The organism is Streptosporangium sp. NPDC004379 (genome assembly GCF_042873875.1).
Taxonomy (GTDB): domain Bacteria; phylum Actinomycetota; class Actinomycetes; order Streptosporangiales; family Streptosporangiaceae; genus Streptosporangium.
The window spans coordinates 1-23,073 of the sequence record NZ_JBIAMC010000009.1; the positions used below are offsets into that span (position 1 = coordinate 1).

Consider the following 23,073-nt stretch of genomic DNA (forward strand, 5'->3'; position numbering starts at 1 on the left):
ACCGAAGGCGGGTGGGACGGGGTTGTGCATCATGCACTGGCTTTTAGCACACTGTTGAGTTCTCAAGAAACGGACGCGTTCACCGTCGAACCGGACCCTCAGGCCCGTCTCTCCGGGGCGTTTCGTTCGTTTCGTTGTGCCTTTATTCTTTCAGACCGGCTTTTTCGTGTCAAACCGCTCTTTCGGAGCGATTTGCTTTGATCCAACCGTCCCGAAGGGAATTCGGGCGCCCGTTTCCGGGACAACCCCTCCAACTTACTCCATCATTCGATTCGAGTCGAATCGAATGCCGTCGGAACACAGAGATCCCAACGGGCGGATCAGATCAGTGGGGTGGCTCCGAGATCACGGCGGCTCCGCCGTCTCCCTCGGGCCTGGTGAACTTTATGAACACCGGGCCGCATCGTCAAATCGACCGTGCACCCGCTGCCGCCCCGTTCCACCGTCCCTCCGGACGAGGGGTGCCGCGTCGTTCCAGCCGCCCTCCGACGAGGGAAGGAGGCGTACCGAAGGAGGCGTACCTTCGACGCCTCCCATCGGCGTCCCGATCCACTCCCGCGAACCCGGAGCGGGAACGCCTCCCCCCGATCCGTTCCCGCTCCGGTGACGGGCGGCCGGCCCCGTAGGGATGATCGCCCCTTCCGGCGGAGGACGGAGCGGGGACGGGGACGCGGCTGTCCCCACGGGGACGAGTCAGTGGCTCTGCCACCGGTCTGAGCATGTTCTTCGCGTTCCCGGGCAACCAGGAGGCACGCGGAATGGTTCTTAAGGCTGTAAGAGCGATCACTTCTATACGAACCACTTCTACACGGGGGAGACACGAGTGACGGGGAGAATGCGCGTGGCGGTCAGGCGTGCGGGGGTACGCCTGCTGGAGACGGTCAACGAAAGGCGCGTGCGGCGCGCGCCCGCGGCCGACACCGGAACGGTTCGAATCCTGCTCCAGCACGCCTACGGCATGGGCGGCACCATCCGGACGGTGCTGAACCTGGCGGGATACCTCGCCAGGGAACGCGACGTGGAGATCGTCAGCGTGGTCCGCGCGGCCGAGCATCCGTTCTTCCCGATCCCGCCGGGGGTGCGGGTGACGTTCCTGGACGACCGGACGCGTCCGCGCGGCCCGGTGGCGCGCCTGCTGTCGCGCTTCCCGAGCGTTCTGGTGCCCAAGCAGGAGAACGTGCACGGGTCCGTCTCGCTGTGGACCGACCTCCGCCTGGTGGCCTATCTGCGGTCCATGCGGACCGGCGTGGTCATCTCCACCCGGCCGGGATTCAACCTGATCACCGCGCTGTTCGCGCCGCTCGAGGTGCTGACGATCGGCCAGGAGCACGTGGCGCTGGAGGTCCATGCCCCCGAGATGCGGCGGCTGATCAAACGGCGCTACGGCAGGTTCGACGCGTTCGTCACCCTCACCGAGGCCGACCGGGAGCACTACGCCAGGACACTGCGGAACGACCCTCCGGCCCGGCTGCTGTGCATTCCCAACGCCGTCCCGGAACTGGCCGGTGACGTCTCGGCCCTGGAGGAGAAGAGCGTGGCCGCCATCGGCAGGCTGGTCCACGCCAAGGGCTTCGACCGTCTCGTCAAGGCGTGGGCGCTGGTCGCGGAGGAGCACCCGGACTGGGTGCTGCGCATCTACGGCGGAGGCACCCAGAAGGCCGAGGATCGGCTCCGCGCCAGGATCGAGAAGGCCGGTCTGACGGACAAGGTGCTCCTCATGGGCAGTTCGAGCGAGATCGGCGTCGAGCTGTCCAAGTCGTCGATGTACGTCGTCAGCTCCCGCTACGAGGGGTTCGGCATGACCATCCTGGAGGCGATGAGCAAGGGCGTGCCCGTGGTGAGCTTCGACTGCCCGCACGGCCCCGGGGAGATCATCACCCATGGGCACGACGGGCTGCTGGTGCGCCCGCAGAAGCCGGAGTTCCTGGCCGGGGCCGTCTCCCGGCTGATAGAGGACCCCGAGCTGCGCCGTGCCCTCGGCCGGAACGCCCTGAGCACGGCCTCCGCGTACTCCCTCGACGCGGTCGGCGCCAGGTGGGACGCGCTGCTCGACGATCTCCAGCGTACGGCGCGCGGCGACGTCGAGAAGCTCCCGGCCCGCGACGAACGCCGTGACGAGACCCGCGGCGAAACCCGTGACGAGACATATGACAAGACCGGCACGAGCCCGGCGACGAGGTCCGCGGCGTGACCCTGGACGGAACCGGCGGCACGGCGCCGCGGGAGCGGGGGATCCGCTTCGCCGGCGCGGGCGTGCCGAGTGCCTCGCCTCTTCCGCGTCCCGGAGACGAGCGGCATGCCGTGTCGCGCCTCACCCACCGGGCAGCGTGCCCCGGATGACGCTGTCGGAGGAGTGGCGGGGGTCCCCGTCCAGCGGTTCCCGGGAGATGTCCACCACCGGGTAGTCGGCGGTCGTGACCCCTTCGGGGAGTGGGTAGGAACCACGCCCGGAGGGGTCGACCGTTCCCAGGGAGATCATCCGCTTCGCATCCCGGTCGAGCAGCCACACCTCGTAGAACCCGTCGAAGGCGGGGAGGTCGTCGAGCCGGACCTGGAGCCGCTTCCCGCCGTCCCGCCCCGTCCGGATCTCGGCCACGCCGGTCCCCCGGTTGCCGGGCAGAGGGCCGAGATCCGTATGAGCCGCGACGACCTGAGGCGTCCGCTCCGATGTGAGGCGCTGGATCAGGAGTGTGCCTCCGGTTCCGGCGAGCAGTCCGGCGGTCAGGGCCGCGGTGAGCGCCCAGAGGCGGGTTCGCCGGACCGGCGTGTCGGCGTGCCGTACAGTCCGCCCGCGCGTGGAGCGTCGGAGGGGGGCGGCGGGCACGCCCGGGATGTCCCCCAAAGAACGGGAGAGGTCAGGAGAGCCGAAGGGATCGGAAGGGCCGGCGGGCGCGCCGGACACGAGATCCGGGGAGAGCCCGAGCTCGGCTCGCACGCCTTCCCACACGTGGGGTGCGGGGGCGGACAGAGGATCGTGCCGGGCCGCCGCGACCACCCGGCGAAGCTCGCCGAGCTTCGTCCCGCAGGCGGCGCAGGCGTTCAGGTGCTCCGGCTCCTCGTGTTCACCCAGGGCGACCAGGGCGAGCGTGTCAGCGTCCAGATGGCGCACCGTCCACCCCCAGTCGCCGGCGCAGGCGGTCAAGTCCTCGGGTGATGTGGCTCTTCACCGTTCCCAGCGGCAGGTTGAGTCTGCTTGCGATTTCCACGTGCGTGAGCTGCTGGTAGAAGGCCAGCTCAAGGATGGTACGCCGTGGCTGGCCCAGCCTGCCGAGCTCCTCTGCCAGCAGGACGCCGTCGGTCACCGCCTCCGCGGACGGAGCCTGCGGCGGATCGGCCTCCAGACTGACCAGACGCTGGGAGATCCGTTGTTCCCGCTGGATCAGCCGCCATCGGTTGGCGATCTCGTAACGGGCGATGCCGGTGAGCCAGGCGGGCAGGGAGCCCGACGCCGGGTCGTATCCGGTCCTGCTCCTCCACGCGGCGATGAAGACCTGCTGGGTGACGTCCTCGGCGTCCGGGACACGACGCAGGGAGCGCAGGGCGATCGTGTGGACCATCGGAGACCACCGCCGGTAGATCTCGGCCAGGCAGCGTTCGTCCCCGGACCTCAGGCCGGCGGCGAGTGACGCCTCGTCCAGTTCCGCGCTGTCGGGACCGGTGCTCTGTGGCATCTCCCGGTCGGGGGTTGGGGCAACCATCGTCTCTTCTTTCGAAGGGACGGCCGTCTCGGATGCGTCAGAAAACAACAATCTCCGGTGCATCCAACCGGTGCTCATCCCGAGAAGAGGAAGCGAAGACGCAAAGAGTCACCGGGAACACCGTAAAGAGAAAGAAGATCCCCATGCGCACCCTTCGTACGCTGAGCACCCTGGCCGTCGGCGGCTCGCTGCTCGCCCTCTCCCTCCAGGCTCCGGTCACTGCGGCCACCGCCGCGGCGGCGCCCATCTCCTCGGCGGCCTCCGTGTCCGCGAGCGCGCCCGTCAGGGGCGGTCAGACCACGGTCACCACCGTGCGGGGCCTGGGCGGGGTCCTGCTGGAGAACGGGCTCTCCGCCTATGCCACCTCCCCCGGTAAGACCGGCGTGCGGATCTCCGGCGACAACCTGTCGCTGTCGTTCGGCTTCCCTGTGACCGGCGGCCGCGCCACCGTGGACCCGCTGGCGGGCAAGGTCGAGCACCGCGGTGACCTGTCCTTCGTCAACGCGAAGAACGGTAAGCGGATCAAGGTCGGGGACTTCGTCATCGACCTGGCCAAGGGCAAGGTCACGGGCAACGTCAACGACGACCCGAAGGTCCGCGTCCCGGTCTTCGACCTGGACCTGTCGGCGGCGAAGCTGAAGGCCGAGGGGTCGGTGGTCCGAGCTCGCGACATCCGGGTGAAGCTCACCGGCGTCGCGGCGGGCGCGCTGAACAAGGCGCTGAAGACCCACCTGTTCAAGGCGGGTCTGCGGATCGGCACCGCGTCGACGACACTCCACCTCTGACGGCCCGGACGCGCCCTGACATCCTTGAACATAAGCCCCAAAACGTCATGCACGTCTTCAGGGAAGAGGTCGAAGGATGCCACAGGCGCATATCGGAGTCACCGGCCTGGCCGTGATGGGGGCCAACCTCGCGCGGAACCTGGCCCGGCACGGGCACACGGTGGCCGTGCACAACAGGTCGCGGTACCGGACCGACGCCCTGCTGAAGGAGCACGGCCACGAGGGTGAGTTCGTCGCCTGTGACACACCGGAGGAACTGGTCGCGGCGCTGGAGCGGCCCCGGCGTGTCCTGGTGATGGTGAAGGCGGGGGCGCCGACCGACGCGGTGATCGAGGAGTTCGCCCCGCTCCTGGAGCCGGGAGACATGCTGGTCGACGGCGGGAACGCCCATTTTCTGGACACCAGGCGGCGGGAGGCGGCGCTACGGGAGCTGGGGATCCACTTCGTCGGCACGGGCGTGTCGGGCGGTGAGGAGGGCGCGCTGCTCGGGCCGAGCATCATGCCGGGCGGGTCCAGGGAGTCCTACGAGGCGCTGGGCCCGCTGCTGGAGGACATCGCCGCCAAGGTGGACGGCGTGCCCTGCTGCACGCACATCGGCCCGGACGGCGCAGGGCACTTCGTCAAGATGGTCCACAACGGCATCGAGTACGCCGACATGCAGCTCATCGCCGAGGCGTACGACCTGCTGCGGCAGGTCCTCGGGCTGAGCCCGGCCGAGATCGCCGACGTCTTCGAGGAGTGGAACCGGGGCGAGCTGTCGTCCTACCTCATCGAGATCACCGCCGAGGTGCTGCGGCAGGTGGACGCCGTCACCGGCCGGCCGCTGGTCGACGTGATCGCCGACCGGGCCGAGCAGAAGGGCACCGGCCGCTGGACCGTCCAGAACGCGCTGGAACTGGGCGTCCCGGTGAGCGGCATCGCCGAGGCGGTGTTCGCCCGGTCGGTGTCCGGCCACACGGAGCTGCGGCTGGCCGCACGGGACCTGCCCGGCCCCGCGGGCGCGCCGCAGGCTCCGCCGGCCGGGGACCGCACGGGCCGCGGGGAGTTCGTGGAGGACGTACGGCGGGCGCTGTACGCGTCGAAGATCATCGCCTACGCGCAGGGGTTCGACCAGATCCGGGCCGGCAGCGTGGAGTACGGCTGGGACGTCGATCCGGGCGCGCTGGCCACGATCTGGCGTGGCGGGTGCATCATCCGGGCGGTCTTCCTCGACCGCATCCGCGAGGCGTACGAGCAGGAGAGCCCTCCGGTGACGTTGCTGACGGCGCCGCTGTTCGCCGAGGCGCTGGGCCTGGCGCAGGAGTCGTGGCGGCGAGTGGTCGCGACGGCGGCCGGGGCGGGCGTCCCGGCGCCGGGTTTCTCGACGGCGCTGGCCTACTACGACTCGCTGCGCGCGGACCGGCTGCCCGCGGCGCTCGTCCAGGGGCTGCGCGACTTCTTCGGCGCGCACACCTACCAGCGGTCCGACCGGGAGGGGACCTTCCACACGCTGTGGTCCGGGGACCGTACGGAGATCGGGGCCTGACCACGACGGGGACGGGCACGCCCCGGTGAGGTCCGGGGCTCACCGGGGCGGGTGAGGAACGCCCGCTCCGGTGGCGGACGCCGGACGGCACGGCCCGAAGACCTGTGGCGCGACCCGGAGAGCCGGGGCGCGGCCCGAAGCCGGACGGCGCGACCCGAAGACTGGAATTCCCGGGAAATCCCGGGAAACCGATGGGACTGCTGTTACGCTCCGTGCCGTGAGTGAGTCATTGGACGCGCTGGAACGGCGGATCGCCGACCTGCGCGCCGAGGTCCGCCGCGCGGTCAAGGCCAAGGAGCACTCCCTGGCCCGGTCGCTCCGCGGCGAGCTGCGCCGGATGGAACACGAGTGGGACCGGGCCGTCGGAGCCGAGGAGCTCCCGGCCCCCGAGCCGGAGGCGCCGCTGCTGCCCATCCGGGAGCAGGTACACCAGGCCCTGGCCCTGCTGGGCGTGCCCGCCGCCCCGAAGCTGATCGTCGCGGTCAACGACGCGTTCTTCTCCCGCGCGCTGCGCGGCTCGCAGCTCACCAGCCTGCGGCGGGACGAGGAGCGCTCGTTCCGGAGCGACCCGTACGCGCGGCCGTACTACCTGTGCGCGGCGCTGACCGACCGCCTCTCCCCCGCCCGCGGGCTGCTCGCGGTCAGCACGTGGGCCCCGGAGCTGCGGGTGCTGGGGCCGCTGAGCCCGCGCGTCGACTTCCTGACCTCGGCGGTGCGCGTCGCAGAGCACCTGGCCCGGCTGCCCGAGCCGCCGCCCGGCGCGGTGCGGCTGCTGACGCGGATGGCGCAGAACATCCCCGGTGCGACGGAGGGCTTCGCCCCGGCCGACCCTGCGACCGCGATCCGCGCGGCACGGGCCGAGCTGGAGGTGCACCGGGCGGCCGACACGGCGCAGCGGACCGAGGTGGCGGTCCGGGCGACCGGACGGCTGCCGGACGTGGAGCGCCTGTTCGGCGCCGCCGCGCTGGGCGCGTTGAAGGAGGCGGCCTGTTGAGGCACAGGCTCGACGAGCTGCGCGGGCCGGTGCCGCCCCGCGCCCACGACGCCAGGGCCATCGCGGCGCTGGCCGCGAACCCGGGCTGCGCCCGCCGGGCGGTGCTGGACGCCGCCGGGGTGGACAAGGACCTCACGGCACGGCACATCGGCTTCCCGGCCCCGTTCGGCCAGTCGCAGTTCGCGATCACCCGCGGGAACGTCTTCGAGGCGCTGGTGAAGGAGAACGGCTGCGCCGAGCTGCTGCGGCTGCTGCGCGAGCTGCTCGGGCTGCCGATCGCACAGGTGGGCTACCAGGACGTGGAGAGCGTCGGCTCCCACCTGCGCCACTCCCACACGCGCGCCCTGATCGACCGGGCGGCGCGCGAGGGCGACGACGCGGCGGTCTTCTACGACCATCCGCTGCTCAGCCTCCGCATCGCCGGCCAGACCTCCTATCTGGAGCCCGACGTGGTGGCCTTCCAGGTCGAGGGCCGTTTCCACATCGTGGAGATCAAGTCGTTCGCGGTGGTCGACGGCCAGGCCGAGCCGGAGAAGGTCGCGGCGGCGGCCCGGCAGGCCGCCGTGTACGTGCTGGCGCTGCGCGCCCTGCTGGCCGACCTCGGGCACGACCCGGAGCGGGTGTCGCACGACGTGGTGCTGGTGTGCCCGGAGAACTTCGCCAACCGGCCGGTCGCGACGCTGGTGGACGTCCGCAGGCAGCTCGCGGTGCTCCGGCGGCAGCTCGACCGGATGACCCGGGTGGACCACCTGGTGGAGGAGCTGCCCGCGGGGATCACCTTCGACCTGGCCCCAGACTCCGAGGGGGTCCCCACCCGGCCGGCGCGGGAGGTGGCCGGCGCGCTGCGCGAGGTCCCGGCCCGGTACGCGCCCGACTGCCTGTCCACCTGCGACATGTGCATGTTCTGCCGTGACGAGGCCCGCTGCGGCGGATCCACCGACCAGCTCGGACGTCAGGTGCGCGACCAGCTCGGCGGGATCCTGGGCGTGGACGAGGCGCTCGCCCTGGCCGAGGGTTCCGCGGAGCCCGCCGAGGGGCAGGAGGAGATCGCCCACCTGCTCCGCCTGGCCCACCGCCTGCGCGAGGAGTGCCTGGGATGAGCACGCTGACGGCACTGGCCCGCCTCAAGGCCGTCCGCGACGGGACCGCGCAGCGGATCACCACGGTCCGCCACTGCCACCTGGCCCCGCGCCCGATGGTGTTCGTGCCGCTCCAGCTCGCCGGGGAGGCCCTCGCCCCGCTGGGCGCCATGGTCGGCGCCGACCCCGACCATCCGCGGCTGCTGGTGGTTCCCCAGCCGCGCAACCGCGACCTGCGGTTCGCCTTCGCCGCGGAGCTGGCCGAGGTGCTGCTGCCGTACGTCGAGGGGTTCGCCAAGACCACCGAGACGGTGGAGCGCAGGGGCGGCGACCCGTACGAGCGGTGCCTGGACGCGCCGCAGATCCTGGTGCCGAACCGCTCGGCGGCGGCCTTCGCCGGGCTGCTCGGCCGCTCCACCCGGTTCCGCCGGGCCGACGGCCCCTACCCGGTGCATCCGTCGGTGCCGCTGCTCGGGCGGTGGCTGACGTATTTCGCCGACCGGTCGCGACGGCCGGGGTCGTGCCTGATGATGTCGATGACGGAGGCGCTGTCGGCGCACTGGGCGACCGGGCAGAGCGCCCTGGAGGACGCCAACCTGGCGGCGCTGGCAGGGTGGATCGACCCGCCCGCCGGGATGGACGGCAGGCGGGCCGCCGAGGAGGCCGAGGACCCGCTGCTGTGGCCGCCCGCCGGGCCGGCCACCGATCCGGGGTTCGACAACGAGGTGCTCGGCCCGGCCGTCCGCGCCTACGAGGAGGCGCCGACCGCGCGGGCGGTGGAGCGCGTCGCCCAGGCGCTGCGCACCCAGCTGGAGCCGACCTGGCGGCTGATGTGGCGGTCGGTGGAGCTGTTGCGCGCCCTGCCGGAGGGCTCGCGGGTGGCCGGCCGCTGGGAGACCGACCGGGGGTCGTTCACCCGGTTCCTCGAAATGATCGCCGAGGGCGGGCCGCCGCAGGCTCGCCGGGACGGCGCGGTCGGCGCCGCGGCGCGGCTGGCGGCCCTGGAGCGGGCGCGGGCGAGCTACGACGTGCAGCGCGCCTACGACGACCCGCTGGTGATGGCCGAGTACCGCCTGACCGGTGAGGCGTTCGCCGGGACGGTCGTCTCCTCCGATCCGGAGAACACCGAGGGCGAGGGCCGCTCGCGCAAGCTGCGCCCGCTGGTCACGGTCCGCACCGCCGACCCGGTGCGGCTGACGCCCGGCGCCGTGCTCGGCAGCCCCGACCGGCGCGGCCACGCCGCCGAGGTCGTCGGGATCGACGGCGACGAGATCACCCTGAAGGTGACCAAGGGGATGGGCCGCGGGAAGGTGGCCGCCCCGGGGGCGGTGCCCGAGCCGGGCGAGCAGGTCACCTACACCACGCTGACCGACGACTTCCAGTCCTCGGCGGCGCTGCCGGAGCCCGAGCGGACCCCGTGGACCCACGGCGGCCCGCCGGAGGAGTACGTGCCGGATGACGACGACGCGCGGGAGGAATGGTCATGAGCGTTCAGCGGGGGACGCCGGGGGCGCGCCGTACGGGGGTGCTCGGGGTGGTGCCGGAGGCGCGCCCGGAGGCGCTGCCGTACGGCCCGGCCGCCTCGCGTCTCGTGGTTCCCGCCGTGTCGCCGCAGCGGGAGGCGGCGGCCGTGGTCGAGGCGGTCCTGGCCGACCTGCCGCGCCACCGGGGCGTGGTGGTCGACTCCCCTCCCGGGGCGGGCAAGTCGACGCTGGTGGTCCGGGCGGCCGGGCACATCGCGGAGACCGGCGAGCCGCTGATGATCGTCGCGCAGACCAACGAGCAGGTCGACGACCTGGTGGACCGGCTGGCGACCGAGCACCCGGACCTGACGATCGGCCGGCTGTCGGCGAGCGGCTACGTCACGCCGGGCCGGGTCCTGGGTCACCCCAACGTGTCGGTGGCGGGCAAGCTGCCCGACCTGGGGGATCCGGCGGTGGTGGTGGCCACGGCGGACAAGTGGGCCTGGATCGGCGACCGCACCTGGCCGTGGGCGATCGTGGACGAGGCGTACCAGATGCGCTCGGACAAGCTGCTGCGCATCGCCTCGCTGTTCGAGCGGGCGCTGTTCGTGGGCGACCCGGGGCAGCTCGACCCGTTCTCGATCGTGGACGGCGACCGCTGGGCCGGGCTGTCGTGGGATCCGGTGCAGAGCGCGGTCTCGGTGCTGCTGCGGCACAACCCGGACCTGCCGGTGCACCGGCTGCCGGTGTCCTGGCGGCTGCCCGCCTCGGCGGCGCCGGTGGTGTCGGAGGCGTTCTACCCGTTCACCGGGTTCCGCGCCGGGACCGGCGACGCCGACCGGGCGCTGGAGCTGACGGTCGACGGCATGCGCACCTCCTACGACCGGGCGCTGGAGGAGGCGGCGGCCTCGGGGTGGGCGCTGTACGAGCTGCCGAGCCGCCACACGGTGCGCACCGACGCCGAGGCGGTTCAGGCGGTGGCGGTGCTGGCGGTGCGGCTGCTGCAGCGGGCGCCGGTGGCGCACTCGGAGCGGGGCAGCCACCGGGTCACGGCCGACCGGATCGCGATCGGCGCGGCGCACCGCGACCAGGTCGCCGCGATCCGCGCCGCCGGGGTGCCCGAGGAGATCACGGTGGACACCGCCAACCGGCTGCAGGGCCGGGAGTACGACGTGACGATCATGCTGCATCCGCTGTCGGGCCGCCGCGACGCCACGGCGTTCCACCTGGAGTCGGGGCGGCTGTGCGTGCTGGCCTCGCGGCACCGGCACGCCTGCGTGGTGGTGGCCAGGGCGGGCATCCCCGAACTGCTGGACGCCCACCCGTCGGCCGAACCGGTGCGGCTCGGGGTGCCGGTGAAGTTCCCCGACGGGTGGGAGGCCAACCAGGCGGTGCTGGCGCACCTGGCCAAGCATCGGGTGGCCGCCGACCGCTGAGGGCGCTCCGGCCGGAGGGCGGGGACGGCGCCGCGCGTGCGGGCGCGGTTCTCCCCTGAGGACGGCCGCCCGGCCGATGATGCCCTCGGGCACGCTCCCCCGAGGACGGCCGCCCGGCCGGCGTCTCCGGGTACGGCGTGCCGTGCCCGGAGACGGTCAGAGGGTCCGCCGCCAGACGTCGATGGCCAGCACCTGGCGCATGCCCACCGACAGGTACAGGTCCAGGGCGGGGGTGACGTTGCCCGCGTCCACGTGGAGGCAGGTGCCGATCCGGCCGCGCCGTACGTCGTCGGCGAAGGCGGCGCGCAGCATGAACCGGCCCAGGCCGCGCCCCCGGAAGGGGGGCGCCACGGCGAGCCGGCGGACGTAGCCGCAGTTCTCGTCCGCGGCGAAGGCGTCGGTGCCGAGGAGCATCGCCACCGGTTCGCCGTCGAGGCGGGCGACGGCGAGCTGCGTCCAGTCGGTGCTGGCGGAGGAGTCGAGCTCGGCGTGCCACTCGTCGTAGTCCTTGGGGACGAACCCGAAGTGCCGGGCGAATCCGACCTGCTCGACGGCGTGGGCCTGGCGGCGCGCCTCCTCGGTGGTCCCCCGATGCACCGTCACGCCGGGCGGCGGCTCCGGCGGGGCGAGGGACGGGCCGTGGTCGGCCCGGAGCCGGATGAAGCCGGTGGCGTGGGCGAAGCCGCGGGCGGCTGCGAGGGCGCGCTTGCCGCTGTCCTCGCGGTACACGGCGATGTCGGCCACGGCGTGGTCGTGGCCGAGCCCGGCGGCGATCCGGCGGGCGCGGTCGAGGACGGTGTCCCACAGGCGGCCGGTCAGCTCGGGGGCGGCGGGGTGGACGACCACGTCGAACTCCACGGCGCCGTCGTCGCCCCTGCGGCAGGCCCAGGCCCAGGCGACCAGGCGCCCGGAGGGGTCGTGGACGAGCCAGCCGTCGGCGTCGGGGTCGAAGGAGGGGTCGTTCAGCTGGTCGGCGACGTCGTCGAGGGTCATGTCGGCCTTGCCGATCACCTGGGTGTCGCACAGGGAGACCAGTTCGTGGACGGCCTCGGCGTCGCCGGCCTCCGGCCGCCGGATGGTGTGCCCGGCGGCCGTGACGGCCGGCGCGACGGCGCGGCCGGGCTCGGGTACGGGGGTCGCTTCGAGGGTGTCTTCCATGGCCCCGAGTGTGCCGGGCCCGACTTGCCTCCCGCTGGGCCGTGACTTGGCGCCCGCCCCCGGCCCCCACGGAGGGCGGGAGCGAGGCGGGCGCCGGAGGCTCGGGGGGTCCGGAGGTCCGGCGCCCGTCCCGGGAGCCCCGGGACGGGACCGGACGGCCCCTACTCCAGCACGGGGGCCGGGGTCTTGGCCTGCTCGGCCGGGCCGTCCTGCCCGGGAGCGCCGCGCAGCGGGATCTCCTTGATGAAGAAGGCCAGCACCGGCACCAGGACCGCGAAGAAGATCGCCCACCAGAAGACGCCGGCGATCGAGGAGGCCAGTGAATCCAGGAAGCCGAGGCGCACCTGGGCCGGGAGGTGGGCCAGGGTCGCGGCGTCGGCCCGCCCGCCGCCTCCGGCGAGCTTGGCGCCCTCCGTCCCGAACTTCTGGGTCAGGCTGTCGGACAGGTGGTGGTTGAAGATGGCACCGAACATGGAGACGCCGAACGAGCCGCCGATGGACCGGAAGAAGGTCGCGGCGCTGCTGGAGACGCCGAGGTCCTTCTGCTCCACGCTGTTCTGGGCGATCAGCATGGTGGTCTGCATGAGGAAGCCCATGCCGAGGCCGAGCACCGCGATGAACACACCGGTCTGCCAGGTGGGGGTCTTCGCGTCCATCAGGGACAGCAGCCACATGGCGATCGCCATGATCACGCCGCCGATGACCGGGTAGATCTTGTACTTGCCGGTCTTGGTGATGGCCTGGCCGACGAACAGCGAGATCACCATGGACGAGGCCATCATGGGCAGCAGGAGCAGGCCGGAGTTGGTGGCCGTCGAACCCTGGACCGTCTGCTGGAACAGCGGCAGGAAGGTGATGGCGCCGAACATCGCGAAGCCGAGCAGGAAGCCGACCAGCGAGATGAGCGTGAAGTTGCGGTTGCGGAACAACTGGAGCGGCATGATCGGCTCGGCGGCGCGGCGCTCCACCGGGACGAACAGCACCAGCGTCACCAGGGCCGTCACGGCCAGGCCGATGATCTGCGGTGAGGTCCAGGCGTAGTCGTTGCCGCCCCAGGTGGTGATGAGGACCAGCGCGGTGATGCCGATGGACAGCAGGACCGCGCCGAGCCAGTCGATGCGGTGCTCGGTGCGGAGCTTGGGCAGTTTCAGCGTCACCGCCAGCAGCGCCAGGGCGACGAACCCGACGGGCAGGTTGACGTAGAAGGCCCAGCGCCAGTCGAGGTGGTCGGTGATGAAGCCGCCGACGAGCGGGCCGGCGATCATCGCCAGCGACATGACGCCGGCCATGATGCCCTGGTACTGGCCGCGCTCACGCGGCGGGACGAGGTCGCCGATGATGGCCATGGCGTTGACCATGAGACCGCCGCCGCCGAGGCCCTGGAGCGCGCGGAAGGCGATGAGCTGGGCCATGCCGTCCTGGGGGCCGCCCAGGAGGTCGGATCCGGCCATGCCGCACAGCACCGACCCGACCATGAAGATGACGATGGAGGCGATGAAGATGTTCTTCCTGCCGTACAGGTCGCCGATCTTCCCCCAGATGGGGGTCGAGACGGTCGTGCCGAGGACGTAGGCGGTGACCACCCACGACAGGTGCGACAGGCCCCCGAGCTCCCCCACGATGCGGGGCATCGCCGTACCGACGATCATGTTGTCGAGCATCGCGAGGATGATGGCGAGCATCAGCCCCGGTAAGACGACCATGACCTCGCGCCGCCGTCCTGGTACGACCGCGGTCTCCGTCATTTCTCCAGCCCCCTAAGGATCTTGCTTACTTGCCGTCCGGCTAGTGTCGGATATGATGGGAATGTAGGACGATCACTTACCGGCCGTCAAGTCAATTCCGCCGCAAAGGGAACCATGAGCGAACACGCCGACACCCGCACCCGCATCCAGGAGACGGCTCTTCGGCTCTTCACCGAGCAGGGCTACGAGGCCACCTCTCTCCGGGAGATCGCGGAGGCCCTCGGCGTGACCAAGGCGGCACTCTACTACCACTTCAAGAGCAAGGAAGAGATCATCACCAGTCTCGTGGAGGATCGGATCCGCACGCTGGAGGAGCTGATCGCCTGGGCCGGGAGGCAGCCGCGCACCGAGGAGAGCCGCCGCGAGCTGGTCCGCCGCTACTCCGCGGACCTGCACCGGGGCGGCCACCGGGAGATCATGCGGTTCTTCGAGCGCAACCAGACCGCGCTCAAGGGCCACCCGGTGATGAAGCAGATGCACGAGCGGATGTTCAGCCTGTTCGACTTCCTCGTCGAGCCGGACGACCCGCCCGCCGCCCGGCTGAAGCACGCGATGGCGCTGTTCGCCCTGCACGCGGCCTGGTTCGTCCTGCGGGACGAGGCGCTCTCCGACGACGAGCGCCGGGAGGCGGCGCTGGACGTCGCCCTCGACCTCGTCCGGCGCTGACCCCGGGCCGGAGTCGCGTCCGGCACCGGGCCCGCGCCGAACCCGGAGCCTCGGCCGGGCTCGAAGCCTCGACCGGGCGCGGAGCCGATCCCGCCGCCCGCGCCTTCGAACGTGAGCCGTCGCCCCCGCGGCGGCTCGCATGTATCCCCGCACCCGGGGCATGGGCCCCTTGAAGCCCAAGAAAGCACGTCAAAGGGGGGCATCATGCTCAGCAACAAGACGATCGCGTTCCTCGTCGCCCCGGAGGGCATCGAGCAGGTCGAGCTCACCGAGCCGTGGAAGGCGGTCGAGCAGGCGGGCGGCACGCCCAGGCTGATCTCCACCAAGGCGGGCGAGGTCCAGGCGTTCAACCACCTCGACAAGGCCGACACGTTCCCGGTCGACGGGACGGCCGGCGACGTACGGGCCGCCGACTTCGACGGGCTGGTGCTGCCGGGCGGCGTCGCCAACCCGGACTTCCTGCGGACGGTTCCGGAGGCCGTACGTTTCGTCAAGGAGTTCTTCGAGTCGGGCAAGCCGGTCGCGGCGATCTGCCACGCGCCCTGGACGATGATCGAGGCCGACGTGGTGCGCGGCCGTACGGTCACCTCCTGGCCCAGCCTCCAGACGGACCTGCGCAACGCGGGGGCCACCTGGGAGGACAAGGAGGTCGTCGTGTGCACCGGGGGGCCCAACACCCTGGTCACCAGCCGCAAGCCCGACGACCTCAAGGCCTTCTGCCAGGCCGCGGTGGACGCCTTCTCCCGTTAGCGGTCGCCGGGGACGAGGGGCGGCGGGCCCCGGACACGGCCCGCCGCCCCTTTCCGGTTAAGGCACCGGAGTGAGGGCAGTGCACTGGAGAGTCATCTGTTGAAGGAGGAACCGTGGAGGCCACGATCTCGCTGCGCCTGCCGCGTGACGCCGCGAGCGTCCCGGTGATCAGGCAGCTTCTGGACGCCTCGCTCGGCGCCCTGGGGGTGGAGCCGCAGATCCGGGACGACATACAGCTCATGCTCTCGGAGGCGTGCTCCAACGTCATCCAGCACGCCGAGCCGAGCGACGACTACATGGTGAGCACCGAGCTGATCCGCGACAGGTGCGTCATCAAGGTGATCGACGCCGGGAACGGCTTCGACTCCTCCATGGCGCGCACCCCCTCCGCCACCTCCGAACACGGTCGCGGGCTGCTCATCATGCAGGCGCTGGCCGACGACATCAGGTTCGTCAACCGGCCGGAGCGGGGGTCGATCGTCCGCCTGGAGAAGATCCTCCACTTCGTGGACGACGCCCCCGGGCGCTCACTCCTGCTCAGCGAGGAGCTTGAGCTCGGAGAGGGAGTCCCGGAGGTAGTCGGTGACGAGCCACACGTCGGGGACCATCTCCCGGCAGGCGATCACGCCCACGTCAAGTGAGCCGTCGTAGGAGAAGACGGTGATGTTCAGGCCGCCGCTCACGTCGGTGACCACCGACACGGGGTGATAGGCGAGCAGCCGGACGCCGTCCACGTACAGCGGCAGCTGGGGGCCGGGGACGTTGGAGATCAGCACGTTGATCGGGCCCGCCGTACCGGCCAGCAGGTTGAAGGCCGCGCGGGCCGCCAGGCCGGTCAGCGCCGAGGGCATCATGTCGCTGACCTCCTGGATCCAGCGGGCCGGGGCGAGCGACGCACGGTCCTTGATCAGGGACATCGCGTCGTGCACGGCCGTCAGCCGCTCCACCGGGTCGGCGACCTGCGTGGCGAGTGTGGTGATCATCAGGGTGACCTGGTTGCCGTCGTCGCCGGCGTCGGGGACCTTCAGTGAGAACGGCACGCCGGCCACCAGCGGCTGGTCGGGCAGCGCGTCGTGTTTGATCAGCCACTGCCGCAGCGCCCCGGCGCAGACGGCCATCACCACGTCGTTCACCGTGACGCCGAAGGCGTTCTTGACCTGCTTGACGTCCGCCAGGGACAGGGCGGTGAAGGCGAACCTGCGGTGCGCGGTGATCCTCCCGCTGAACGGCGTGCGGGGCGCGATCAGGCGGGGCATGACCGGGGTGCCGGGTTCCCCGGTCAGGCGGCGGGCCAGATCGCGGGTGACACGGGAGATCGGGCGGGCCCCCGGCAACTGGGACAGTACGGGGATCTCGTCGAGGTGCGGGACCGCGTTGACGAGGAACCGCACGGTGTTCGCCGGGTTGAGGACGACGCCCGCCACTCCCCTGGTGATCATCTCCGCGGCGTCGACACCGCCGTCGGGCCCCGCCTCGGGCGCCGCCGGGACCTCGGCGGGCTCGGGTGAGGTGTCCAGGAGCGCGGCGAGGACGCCGGCACCGGTGACGCCGTCGATCGCGGCGTGGTGGACCTTCATGTACAGGGCCGTCCGGCCGCCCGCCAGGCCGTGGATCAGGTACATCTCCCACAGCGGGCGGCCGCGGTCCAGGGGGCGGGCGTGCAGCCGCGCGACCTGGTCACCGAGTTGTTCGTCGCCGCCCGGCGCGGGGAGCGCGATCTCACGCACGTGGTAGTCGAGGTCGACCCGGGTGTCGTCGGCCCAGTAGGGGCGGTCCAGGCCCAGCGGCACCGTGACGAGCCTGCGCCGGAACGGCGGGGCGAGGTGGAGCCGCCGGGCGAGCAGGGAGATCAGGTCGGCGCGGGTCAGCTCGCCCGCCAGCACGGCCAGCCCGGCGATGTTCGCGACGTTCGTCGGCGTCTCGAAGTTCAGGAACTGCGCGTCCACCGGGTTGAGCTGCCGCATCTCCTACCTCCCTGGTCCCCTGTCACCATCCTGCTCCCATACGGTCGCCAGGGCCAACACCGCGAGGCCGGCGAGCAGGACCACCGAGACGAACAGGAGCGCCAGCCAGACGAGCGCGAAGACGACCATGAGGGTGACGAAGTCGCTGATCAACTGCAGCACCCGCGGAACCGTGCCCCGATCCGCCCGGCGCCACACCGCGACGCGGCGGGCGGGCCGGGGCGGGAGAGGGAGTTCTCACCCGGAGGTTCCATGCCGGGCCCGGCCGGGCTCTGCCGGGGTCTGCCGGGCTCTGCGGGGGTCTGCGGGGGTCTGCGGGGGTCACGGCGCGGCCGGTACGGCCGGCGCATCCGGCTCCCGACAATCGGGAAAATTGATGTTATTGATCGATATACCTGAAAAGCGTCGCAAATATAGGAAGAATCTCTACTAAGGGATGGCGGTCCCCGGTGCCGCCGCAGCGCCGCAGCGCCTCACACGGTCGTCCTCCCGGCGGACCGCGGCGCGCCGCCGCGGCCGCCCCGCGAACCCGGACCGGCCCGCTCGACCCCCTGGGGCTCGCCCCTGGCGGGCCGGTCCGCCCTCCCCGCCGTGCGGCGCCGAGCCTCCTGCCCGGACGCGGGCGGGCCGACCGCGCCGCCCGTTCCGTCCCCGCCCGGTCTCCCGCTCGGGTGTGGGCGGGCCGACCGCGCCGCTCCCCTCGCGCGCGGCGCCGAGGTCAGCCGACCCAGACGGCCTTGAGGTTGCAGAACTCGCGGATGCCGTGCGCGGACAGCTCCCGGCCGTACCCGGAGTTCTTGACGCCACCGAAGGGCAGCTCCGGGTAGGAGGTGACCATGCCGTTGACGAAGACCGCCCCGGCCTCCAGGTCGGTGACGAAGCGCTCCTGCTCGGCGGGGTCGGCGGTCCAGGCGTTGGCGCCGAGACCGAAGTCGGTCACGTTGGCGAGCGCGATCGCCTCGTCGATGTCGGCGACCCGGTACAGCGCCGCCACCGGGCCGAACACCTCCTCGGAGAACATCCGCATCTCCGGGGTGACACCGGCGACGACCGTCGGCTGGTAGAACCAGCCCGGCCGGTCGGGGATGTAGCCCCCGCACAGCACCCGCGCCCCGCGCCCGACCGCGTCGGCCACCAGCATCTCCACGTCGTCGCGGCCCTGCTCGGTGGCGAGCGGCCCCACGTCGGTCCCCTCCTCCATCGGGTCACCGACCCGCAGGGCCTCCATCCGCGCCGTGAAGCGCTCGGCGAAGGCGTCGTAGACGTCGGCGTGCACGATGAACCGCTTGGCCGCGATGCAGGACTGGCCGTTGTTCTGCACCCGCGCGGTGATCGCGGTGGAGGCGGCGGCGTCGAGGTCGGCGGAGGGCATCACGACGTAGGGGTCGGAGCCGCCCAGCTCCAGGACGGTCTTCTTGACCTCCCCGCCGGCGACGGAGGCGACCGACCGGCCGGCCGGCTCGGAGCCGGTCAGGGTCGCCGCCACCACCCGCCGGTCCCGCAGCACCCGCTCGACCTGGTCGGAGCCGATCAGCAGGGTCTGGAAGCAGCCCCGGGGGAAGCCCGCCCGTGCGAACAGCTCCCCGAGGTAGAGCGCGGTCTGCGGCACGTTCGAGGCGTGCTTCAGCAGCCCCACGTTGCCCGCCATCAGCGCGGGCGCGGCGAAGCGGACCGCCTGCCACAGGGGGAAGTTCCAGGGCATCACCGCCAGGACGGGCCCGAGCGGCTGGTAGCGCGCGTACGCCCGCCGCGCCCCCACGGCCGGGGCGTCCGCCGGCTCGTCCGCCAGGAACTCCTCGGCGTGCTCGGCGTAGTAGCGCATCCCCTTGGCGCACTTGGCCACCTCGGCGCGGGCGGCGACGAGCGTCTTGCCCATCTCGGTGGTCATGAGCCGGGCCACGTCCTCCTGCTCCGATTCGAGGAGGTCGGCGGCGGCGCGCATCCACTCGGCCCGCTGCTTGAAACCGGTCGTCCGGTAGGTGGCGAACTCGGCGGCGGCGAGCGCGAGGCGTTCGTCCACCTCCTCGTCGCCGAGCGGGTCGAAGGTCTTCAAAGTCTCGCCCGTGGTCGGGTTGATCGTCGCGATCGGCATCGGTACCTCCTTTTCGGCCGCCGCCGCCCCGGGCGACGTCGGGCAGTCGGCGCTGCTGGGCGGGGAACTGGACAGGGAAGACCTATCCGCTCAGGACCGCGGGAAACAGGACGGCAGGGCCGGGGTCCGGCGATGTTTGGGAGCTCCGTAACGGGTACGGCCCCTTTCGTGACATCCCCGTTCCGGACGACCCGCGGCATCGCGCCGCGTTTTCCCTGACCGAGACGGACGTCTCGTGGATCTTCACACTGGAGGATGCAGATGAGCGCCGAACGTGGCAGCGCCAAGCACGGTCCGCAGATGGACGAGTACCAGAAGCACGAGAGCGAGGGCGCGATCCGCGGTGGCGGCCCCACCCACGCCGAGGAGTGGGCCGACCCGGAGGGCATCCGGGCCGCCGACGACGACGCCACGCCCAGGAGGTATCCGCCGGGGCACGAGCCGGGCGCCGCCGAGGGGATCAGCGCCGAGGGCGTGGACCAGCGCAGCGACATGGCCCGGTGGCTGACCGACGCCGAATGGCCGGCCGACCGCGACGCGCTGCTGGCGCACGCCGACGCCAAGGCGGCCCCCGGCGGGGTGGCCGCCGCCCTGCGGGCCCTGCCCGCCGGGGAGAAGTTCCACAACATCGGCGAGGTGGCCAGGGCCGCCGGTCTGGGCGGCGAGGAGCACCGCTTCTAGACGCCGGCCCGCCGCCCGCCCCGTGGACGGCCCGCACCCCACCGGTCGTGACGAGACGGCCGGCCGGGTGCGGGCCGTCCGCGTGTCCCGGGGTCCCGGAGTCCCGGTCATCGGCGCGGCCGGACCGCCGGAGGCCGGGACCCTCGGAGACGCCGGCCGCCGGAGACGCGGGCCGCCCGCGCGCCGTACCGCCCTTCCGGATCACGCCTTCCCGATCACGGACCGGACGCGGAGACCGGAGAGAGCGCTCTCCCATCCCTCTTGACCCGGCCGCCACCGGACGTCACGATCGGCGCAACGCCCCCGTGAGGGGGCGGGCGGCCCCCGCGTCTCGAGAACGGACTCCCCCATGGCCCGACGCTCCCCCCTCCTGCCGCGTCACAGGAGACGGTCATCGGCACTGATGGCCGCCCTCGCCCTGCTGGCCTCGGGGATGGCGGGGATCCCGGCGGCCGACGCGCGGGCCGGGCACGGCGGGGACCGGCCGGTGATCGGCCGGCCCGCCCTGGACGCCCGCGGCTGCGCCCGCACCGAGAAACGGCTGGAAACGCTCTCCGACTGGCCCCGGGTGGAGAGCCGGATCAAGCGGAACCCGGCCGACGAGAAACGCATCGCCAAGATCGTCGCCGGCATGACCCTGGCCGAGAAGGTCGGCCAGATGACCCAGCCGGAGATCGGCGCGATCACCCCCGCCGAGGTCCGCGAGTACGCCATCGGCTCGGTGCTCAACGGCGGCGGCTCGTGGCCGGGCCGCGACAAGCACGCCGCGCCGCGCGCCTGGCTCGACCTGGCCGACGCCTACTGGGCGGCGTCCACCGCCACCCGGACGAAGATCCCGGTCATCTGGGGCATCGACGCCGTCCACGGCAACAACAACGTCTACGGCGCGACGGTCTTCCCGCACAACATCGGCCTGGGCGCCGCGCACGATCCCTGCCTGGTCCGCGACATCGGCGCCGCCACGGCCGAGCAGATCCGGGCCACCGGCCAGGACTGGGCGTTCGCGCCCACGCTCGCCGTCGTCCGGGACGACCGGTGGGGCCGCACCTACGAGGGCTTCTCCGAGGATCCCAGGATCACCCGCGCCTACGGCTACGAGGCCGTCCGGGGCCTGCAGGGCAGGCACCCGCGCGGAATCGGCGCGGACGGCGTCATCGCGACCGCCAAGCACTTCATCGGCGACGGCGGAACCCTCAACGGCACCGACCAGGGGGTCAACCCCTCGTCCGAGGCCGAAATGATCAACATTCACGGGCAGGGCTACTACGGTGCGCTCGCGGCCGGCGCCCAGACCGTGATGGCGTCCTTCAACAGCTGGGCCAACGCCGACCTCGGCATCGACGAGGGCAAGGTGCACGGCAGCAAGCGCCTCCTCACCGACGTCCTCAAGGCGAAGATGGGCTTCGACGGCGTCGTCGTCTCCGACTGGAACGGCATCGGCCAGGTCGCGGGCTGCACCAACTCCAGCTGCCCGCGGGCGATCAACGCGGGCCTCGACGTGGTGATGGTGCCCAACGACTGGAAGGCGTTCATCGCCACGACGGTCGGGCAGGTCGAGAGCGGCGAGATCCCGATGGCACGGATCGACGACGCGGTCACCCGCATCCTGCGGGTGAAGCTGCGCGCCGGCGTGCTCGACGCGCCCAAGCCGTCGCGGCGGGCCCACGCCGGGTCGGCCGCCGCGCTGGAGGCGCGCGAGCTGGCCCGCCGGGCGGTCCGCGAGTCGCAGGTCCTGCTCAAGAACAACGGCGGGCTGCTGCCCCTCCCGGCCCGCTCGAAGGTGCTCGTGGTCGGCAAGAGCGCCGACAGCCTGCCGAACCAGACCGGCGGCTGGAGCCTCACCTGGCAGGGCACCGGCAACGTCAACGCCGACTTCCCCGGCGGCACCACGATCCTCGGCGGCCTGCGCGAGGCGCTGGGCGCGGCGAACGTCACCTTCAGCGAGACCGGTGAGGACACCGACCCGTCGGCGTACGACGCGGTCGTCGCGGTGATCGGCGAGACGCCGTACGCCGAGGGCGTCGGCGACCTCGGGCGGCGCTCACTGGAGGCGGCCAGGCTGTACCCCGGCGACCTGGCCGTCCTCGACCGGGTCCGCGGCAGGGGCGCGCCCGTGGCCACCGTGTACGTGGGCGGGCGCCCCCTGTGGATGAACAAGGAGCTGAACCGCTCCGACGCCTTCGTCGCGGCCTGGCTGCCGGGCACCGAGGGCGGCGGCGTGGCGGACCTGCTCGTGCGGGGCCGCGGGCACGGCGCCGGCTACACCGGCACGCTGCCGTACTCCTGGCCGAAGAGCGCCTGCCAGACGCCGCTCAACGCCGGCGACAAGGACTACGACCCGCTCTTCCCGCTCGGGTACGGCCTGCGCGACGGGCGGTCCCGGACGATCGGGACGCTCGACGAGACCGTGCCGCCGTCCGGCTGCGGCACGAACGGGGGCGGCGGCCAGGCGACCGAGGACCTGGAGGTCTTCAACCGCGCGGACGTCGCGCCGTACCGGAGCTTCATCGGCTCCGGCGACAACTGGGGCGGCACCGAGATCGGCGAGGACGGCGAGGCGGCGCACTCGGTCATCGCCGTGACGCGCTCCGACGTCAACGTGCAGCAGGACGCCCTCAAGGTCACCTGGAACGGCGGCGGTCCGGCCCAGGTGTACATGCAGGACCCGGCGGGCGGCACGGACCTGCGGGGCTATCTCAACTCCGGCGGGGCACTGGTCTTCGACACCGTGGTCCACCAGGCCCCGGCCGCGCGGACGGTGATCAGTGTCCACTGCGGCTACCCGTGCCTGTCGGAGGTGGTCGCGACATCGCTGTTCCGCGGGCTCCCCGCCGGGAGCAAGGCGACGGTGAAGATCCCGATCTCGTGCTTCGCGGACGCCGGCCTCGACCTGGAGAAGGTCAACACGCCGTTCCTCGTCTACACCGAGGGCGCGTTCTCCGCGTCGTTCGCGAACGTCCGGTGGGTGCCGCACGCGGCCGAGGACGCCGACGCCGTGGCCTGCGGCGACCTCACCTAGCTCATCCGGCGGCCTCCG

At 72.3% G+C, this 23,073-nt stretch carries 20 protein-coding genes; 13 read left to right on the forward strand and 7 right to left on the reverse strand.

Annotated elements, in window-relative coordinates; translation table 11 throughout:
* Together ACFYSC_RS20175 and ACFYSC_RS20180 are read left to right on the forward strand one after the other, a co-directional pair.
* A partial coding sequence (locus ACFYSC_RS20175; protein ID WP_389963588.1) for a hypothetical protein occupies positions 1-201 on the forward strand: 201 nt, incomplete at its 5' end.
* Positions 202-835: 634 nt separating this feature from the next.
* On the forward strand, positions 836-2,191 hold the full coding sequence (locus ACFYSC_RS20180; protein WP_389964448.1) for a glycosyltransferase family 4 protein: 1,356 nt from the start codon (positions 836-838) through the stop codon (positions 2,189-2,191).
* A 120-nt stretch (positions 2,192-2,311) separates the two neighbouring features.
* Here ACFYSC_RS20180 and ACFYSC_RS20185 read toward each other — a convergent pair whose 3' ends face one another.
* Both ACFYSC_RS20185 and ACFYSC_RS20190 read right to left on the reverse strand, forming a co-directional pair.
* A complete protein-coding gene (locus ACFYSC_RS20185) occupies positions 2,312-3,109 on the reverse strand; it encodes an anti-sigma factor (protein ID WP_389963591.1) in 798 nt (265 codons plus the stop codon).
* On the reverse strand, positions 3,090-3,698 hold the full coding sequence (locus tag ACFYSC_RS20190) for an RNA polymerase sigma factor (protein ID WP_389963595.1): 609 nt from the start codon (positions 3,696-3,698) through the stop codon (positions 3,090-3,092). The genes ACFYSC_RS20185 and ACFYSC_RS20190 overlap by 20 nt, the downstream gene beginning before the upstream one ends.
* Before the next feature lie 143 nt (positions 3,699-3,841).
* Here ACFYSC_RS20190 and ACFYSC_RS20195 point away from each other — a divergent pair, with 143 nt between their 5' ends.
* From ACFYSC_RS20195 to ACFYSC_RS20220, 6 genes are all read left to right on the forward strand, one after another.
* The gene (locus ACFYSC_RS20195; RefSeq protein ID WP_389963598.1) at positions 3,842-4,483 is read left to right on the forward strand and encodes a hypothetical protein; all 642 of its coding nucleotides are present in this window, start codon (positions 3,842-3,844) and stop codon (positions 4,481-4,483) included.
* Between the two features lie 76 nt (positions 4,484-4,559).
* On the forward strand, positions 4,560-6,008 hold the full coding sequence (gene gndA / locus ACFYSC_RS20200; RefSeq protein WP_389963601.1) for an NADP-dependent phosphogluconate dehydrogenase: 1,449 nt from the start codon (positions 4,560-4,562) through the stop codon (positions 6,006-6,008).
* A gap of 217 nt (positions 6,009-6,225) precedes the next feature.
* Positions 6,226-7,002, forward strand: coding sequence for a hypothetical protein (locus ACFYSC_RS20205; RefSeq protein ID WP_389963604.1), 777 nt, complete (start codon positions 6,226-6,228; stop codon positions 7,000-7,002).
* Entirely contained in the window at positions 6,999-8,102 is a 1,104-nt protein-coding gene (locus ACFYSC_RS20210) for a hypothetical protein (protein WP_362946630.1), read from the forward strand. Before ACFYSC_RS20205 ends, ACFYSC_RS20210 begins: the two co-directional genes overlap by 4 nt.
* Positions 8,099-9,568 (forward strand): hypothetical protein, encoded by a 1,470-nt coding sequence (locus ACFYSC_RS20215; RefSeq protein ID WP_389963607.1) that lies wholly within the window; start codon positions 8,099-8,101, stop codon positions 9,566-9,568. Before ACFYSC_RS20210 ends, ACFYSC_RS20215 begins: the two co-directional genes overlap by 4 nt.
* Complete coding sequence (locus ACFYSC_RS20220; RefSeq protein ID WP_389963610.1) at positions 9,565-10,980, forward strand: AAA family ATPase; 1,416 nt, start codon at positions 9,565-9,567, stop codon at positions 10,978-10,980. The genes ACFYSC_RS20215 and ACFYSC_RS20220 overlap by 4 nt, the downstream gene beginning before the upstream one ends.
* A gap of 156 nt (positions 10,981-11,136) precedes the next feature.
* On the opposite strand, the gene ACFYSC_RS20225 is transcribed toward ACFYSC_RS20220, so the two are convergent.
* A complete protein-coding gene (locus ACFYSC_RS20225) occupies positions 11,137-12,138 on the reverse strand; it encodes a GNAT family N-acetyltransferase (RefSeq protein WP_389963613.1) in 1,002 nt (333 codons plus the stop codon).
* A 161-nt stretch (positions 12,139-12,299) separates the two neighbouring features.
* Positions 12,300-13,883 carry an MDR family MFS transporter gene (locus ACFYSC_RS20230; protein WP_389963616.1) on the reverse strand — a complete coding sequence of 528 codons (1,584 nt, stop codon included), beginning with the start codon at positions 13,881-13,883 and terminating at the stop codon, positions 12,300-12,302.
* Positions 13,884-13,997: 114 nt separating this feature from the next.
* Between ACFYSC_RS20230 and ACFYSC_RS20235 the strand changes: the two genes are divergently transcribed.
* The 3 genes from ACFYSC_RS20235 to ACFYSC_RS20245 all read left to right on the forward strand — a co-directional run bounded on the left by ACFYSC_RS20235 (position 13,998) and on the right by ACFYSC_RS20245 (position 15,940).
* On the forward strand, positions 13,998-14,549 hold the full coding sequence (locus ACFYSC_RS20235) for a TetR/AcrR family transcriptional regulator (protein WP_389963619.1): 552 nt from the start codon (positions 13,998-14,000) through the stop codon (positions 14,547-14,549).
* A 204-nt stretch (positions 14,550-14,753) separates the two neighbouring features.
* Positions 14,754-15,299: a type 1 glutamine amidotransferase domain-containing protein gene (locus ACFYSC_RS20240; RefSeq protein WP_389963621.1), complete on the forward strand. Its 546-nt coding sequence runs from the start codon at positions 14,754-14,756 to the stop codon at positions 15,297-15,299.
* 113 nt (positions 15,300-15,412) lie between these two features.
* A complete protein-coding gene (locus ACFYSC_RS20245; RefSeq protein ID WP_362946611.1) occupies positions 15,413-15,940 on the forward strand; it encodes an ATP-binding protein in 528 nt (175 codons plus the stop codon).
* Here the strand turns inward: ACFYSC_RS20245 and ACFYSC_RS20250 are convergent.
* The 3 genes from ACFYSC_RS20250 to ACFYSC_RS20260 all read right to left on the reverse strand — a co-directional run bounded on the left by ACFYSC_RS20250 (position 15,827) and on the right by ACFYSC_RS20260 (position 19,355).
* Positions 15,827-17,263: a wax ester/triacylglycerol synthase family O-acyltransferase gene (locus ACFYSC_RS20250; protein WP_389963624.1), complete on the reverse strand. Its 1,437-nt coding sequence runs from the start codon at positions 17,261-17,263 to the stop codon at positions 15,827-15,829. The two genes, ACFYSC_RS20245 and ACFYSC_RS20250, sit on opposite strands and share 114 nt — an antisense overlap.
* A gap of 3 nt (positions 17,264-17,266) precedes the next feature.
* Positions 17,267-17,425 (reverse strand): hypothetical protein, encoded by a 159-nt coding sequence (locus ACFYSC_RS20255; protein WP_362946606.1) that lies wholly within the window; start codon positions 17,423-17,425, stop codon positions 17,267-17,269.
* 556 nt (positions 17,426-17,981) lie between these two features.
* On the reverse strand, positions 17,982-19,355 hold the full coding sequence (locus ACFYSC_RS20260) for an NADP-dependent succinic semialdehyde dehydrogenase (protein WP_389963628.1): 1,374 nt from the start codon (positions 19,353-19,355) through the stop codon (positions 17,982-17,984).
* Positions 19,356-19,616: 261 nt separating this feature from the next.
* Here ACFYSC_RS20260 and ACFYSC_RS20265 point away from each other — a divergent pair, with 261 nt between their 5' ends.
* Together ACFYSC_RS20265 and ACFYSC_RS20270 are read left to right on the forward strand one after the other, a co-directional pair.
* A complete protein-coding gene (locus ACFYSC_RS20265) occupies positions 19,617-20,036 on the forward strand; it encodes a DUF2795 domain-containing protein (RefSeq protein WP_389963631.1) in 420 nt (139 codons plus the stop codon).
* 403 nt (positions 20,037-20,439) lie between these two features.
* Positions 20,440-23,055 carry a glycoside hydrolase family 3 N-terminal domain-containing protein gene (locus ACFYSC_RS20270; protein ID WP_389963633.1) on the forward strand — a complete coding sequence of 872 codons (2,616 nt, stop codon included), beginning with the start codon at positions 20,440-20,442 and terminating at the stop codon, positions 23,053-23,055.
* Positions 23,056-23,073 lie beyond the last annotated feature (18 nt).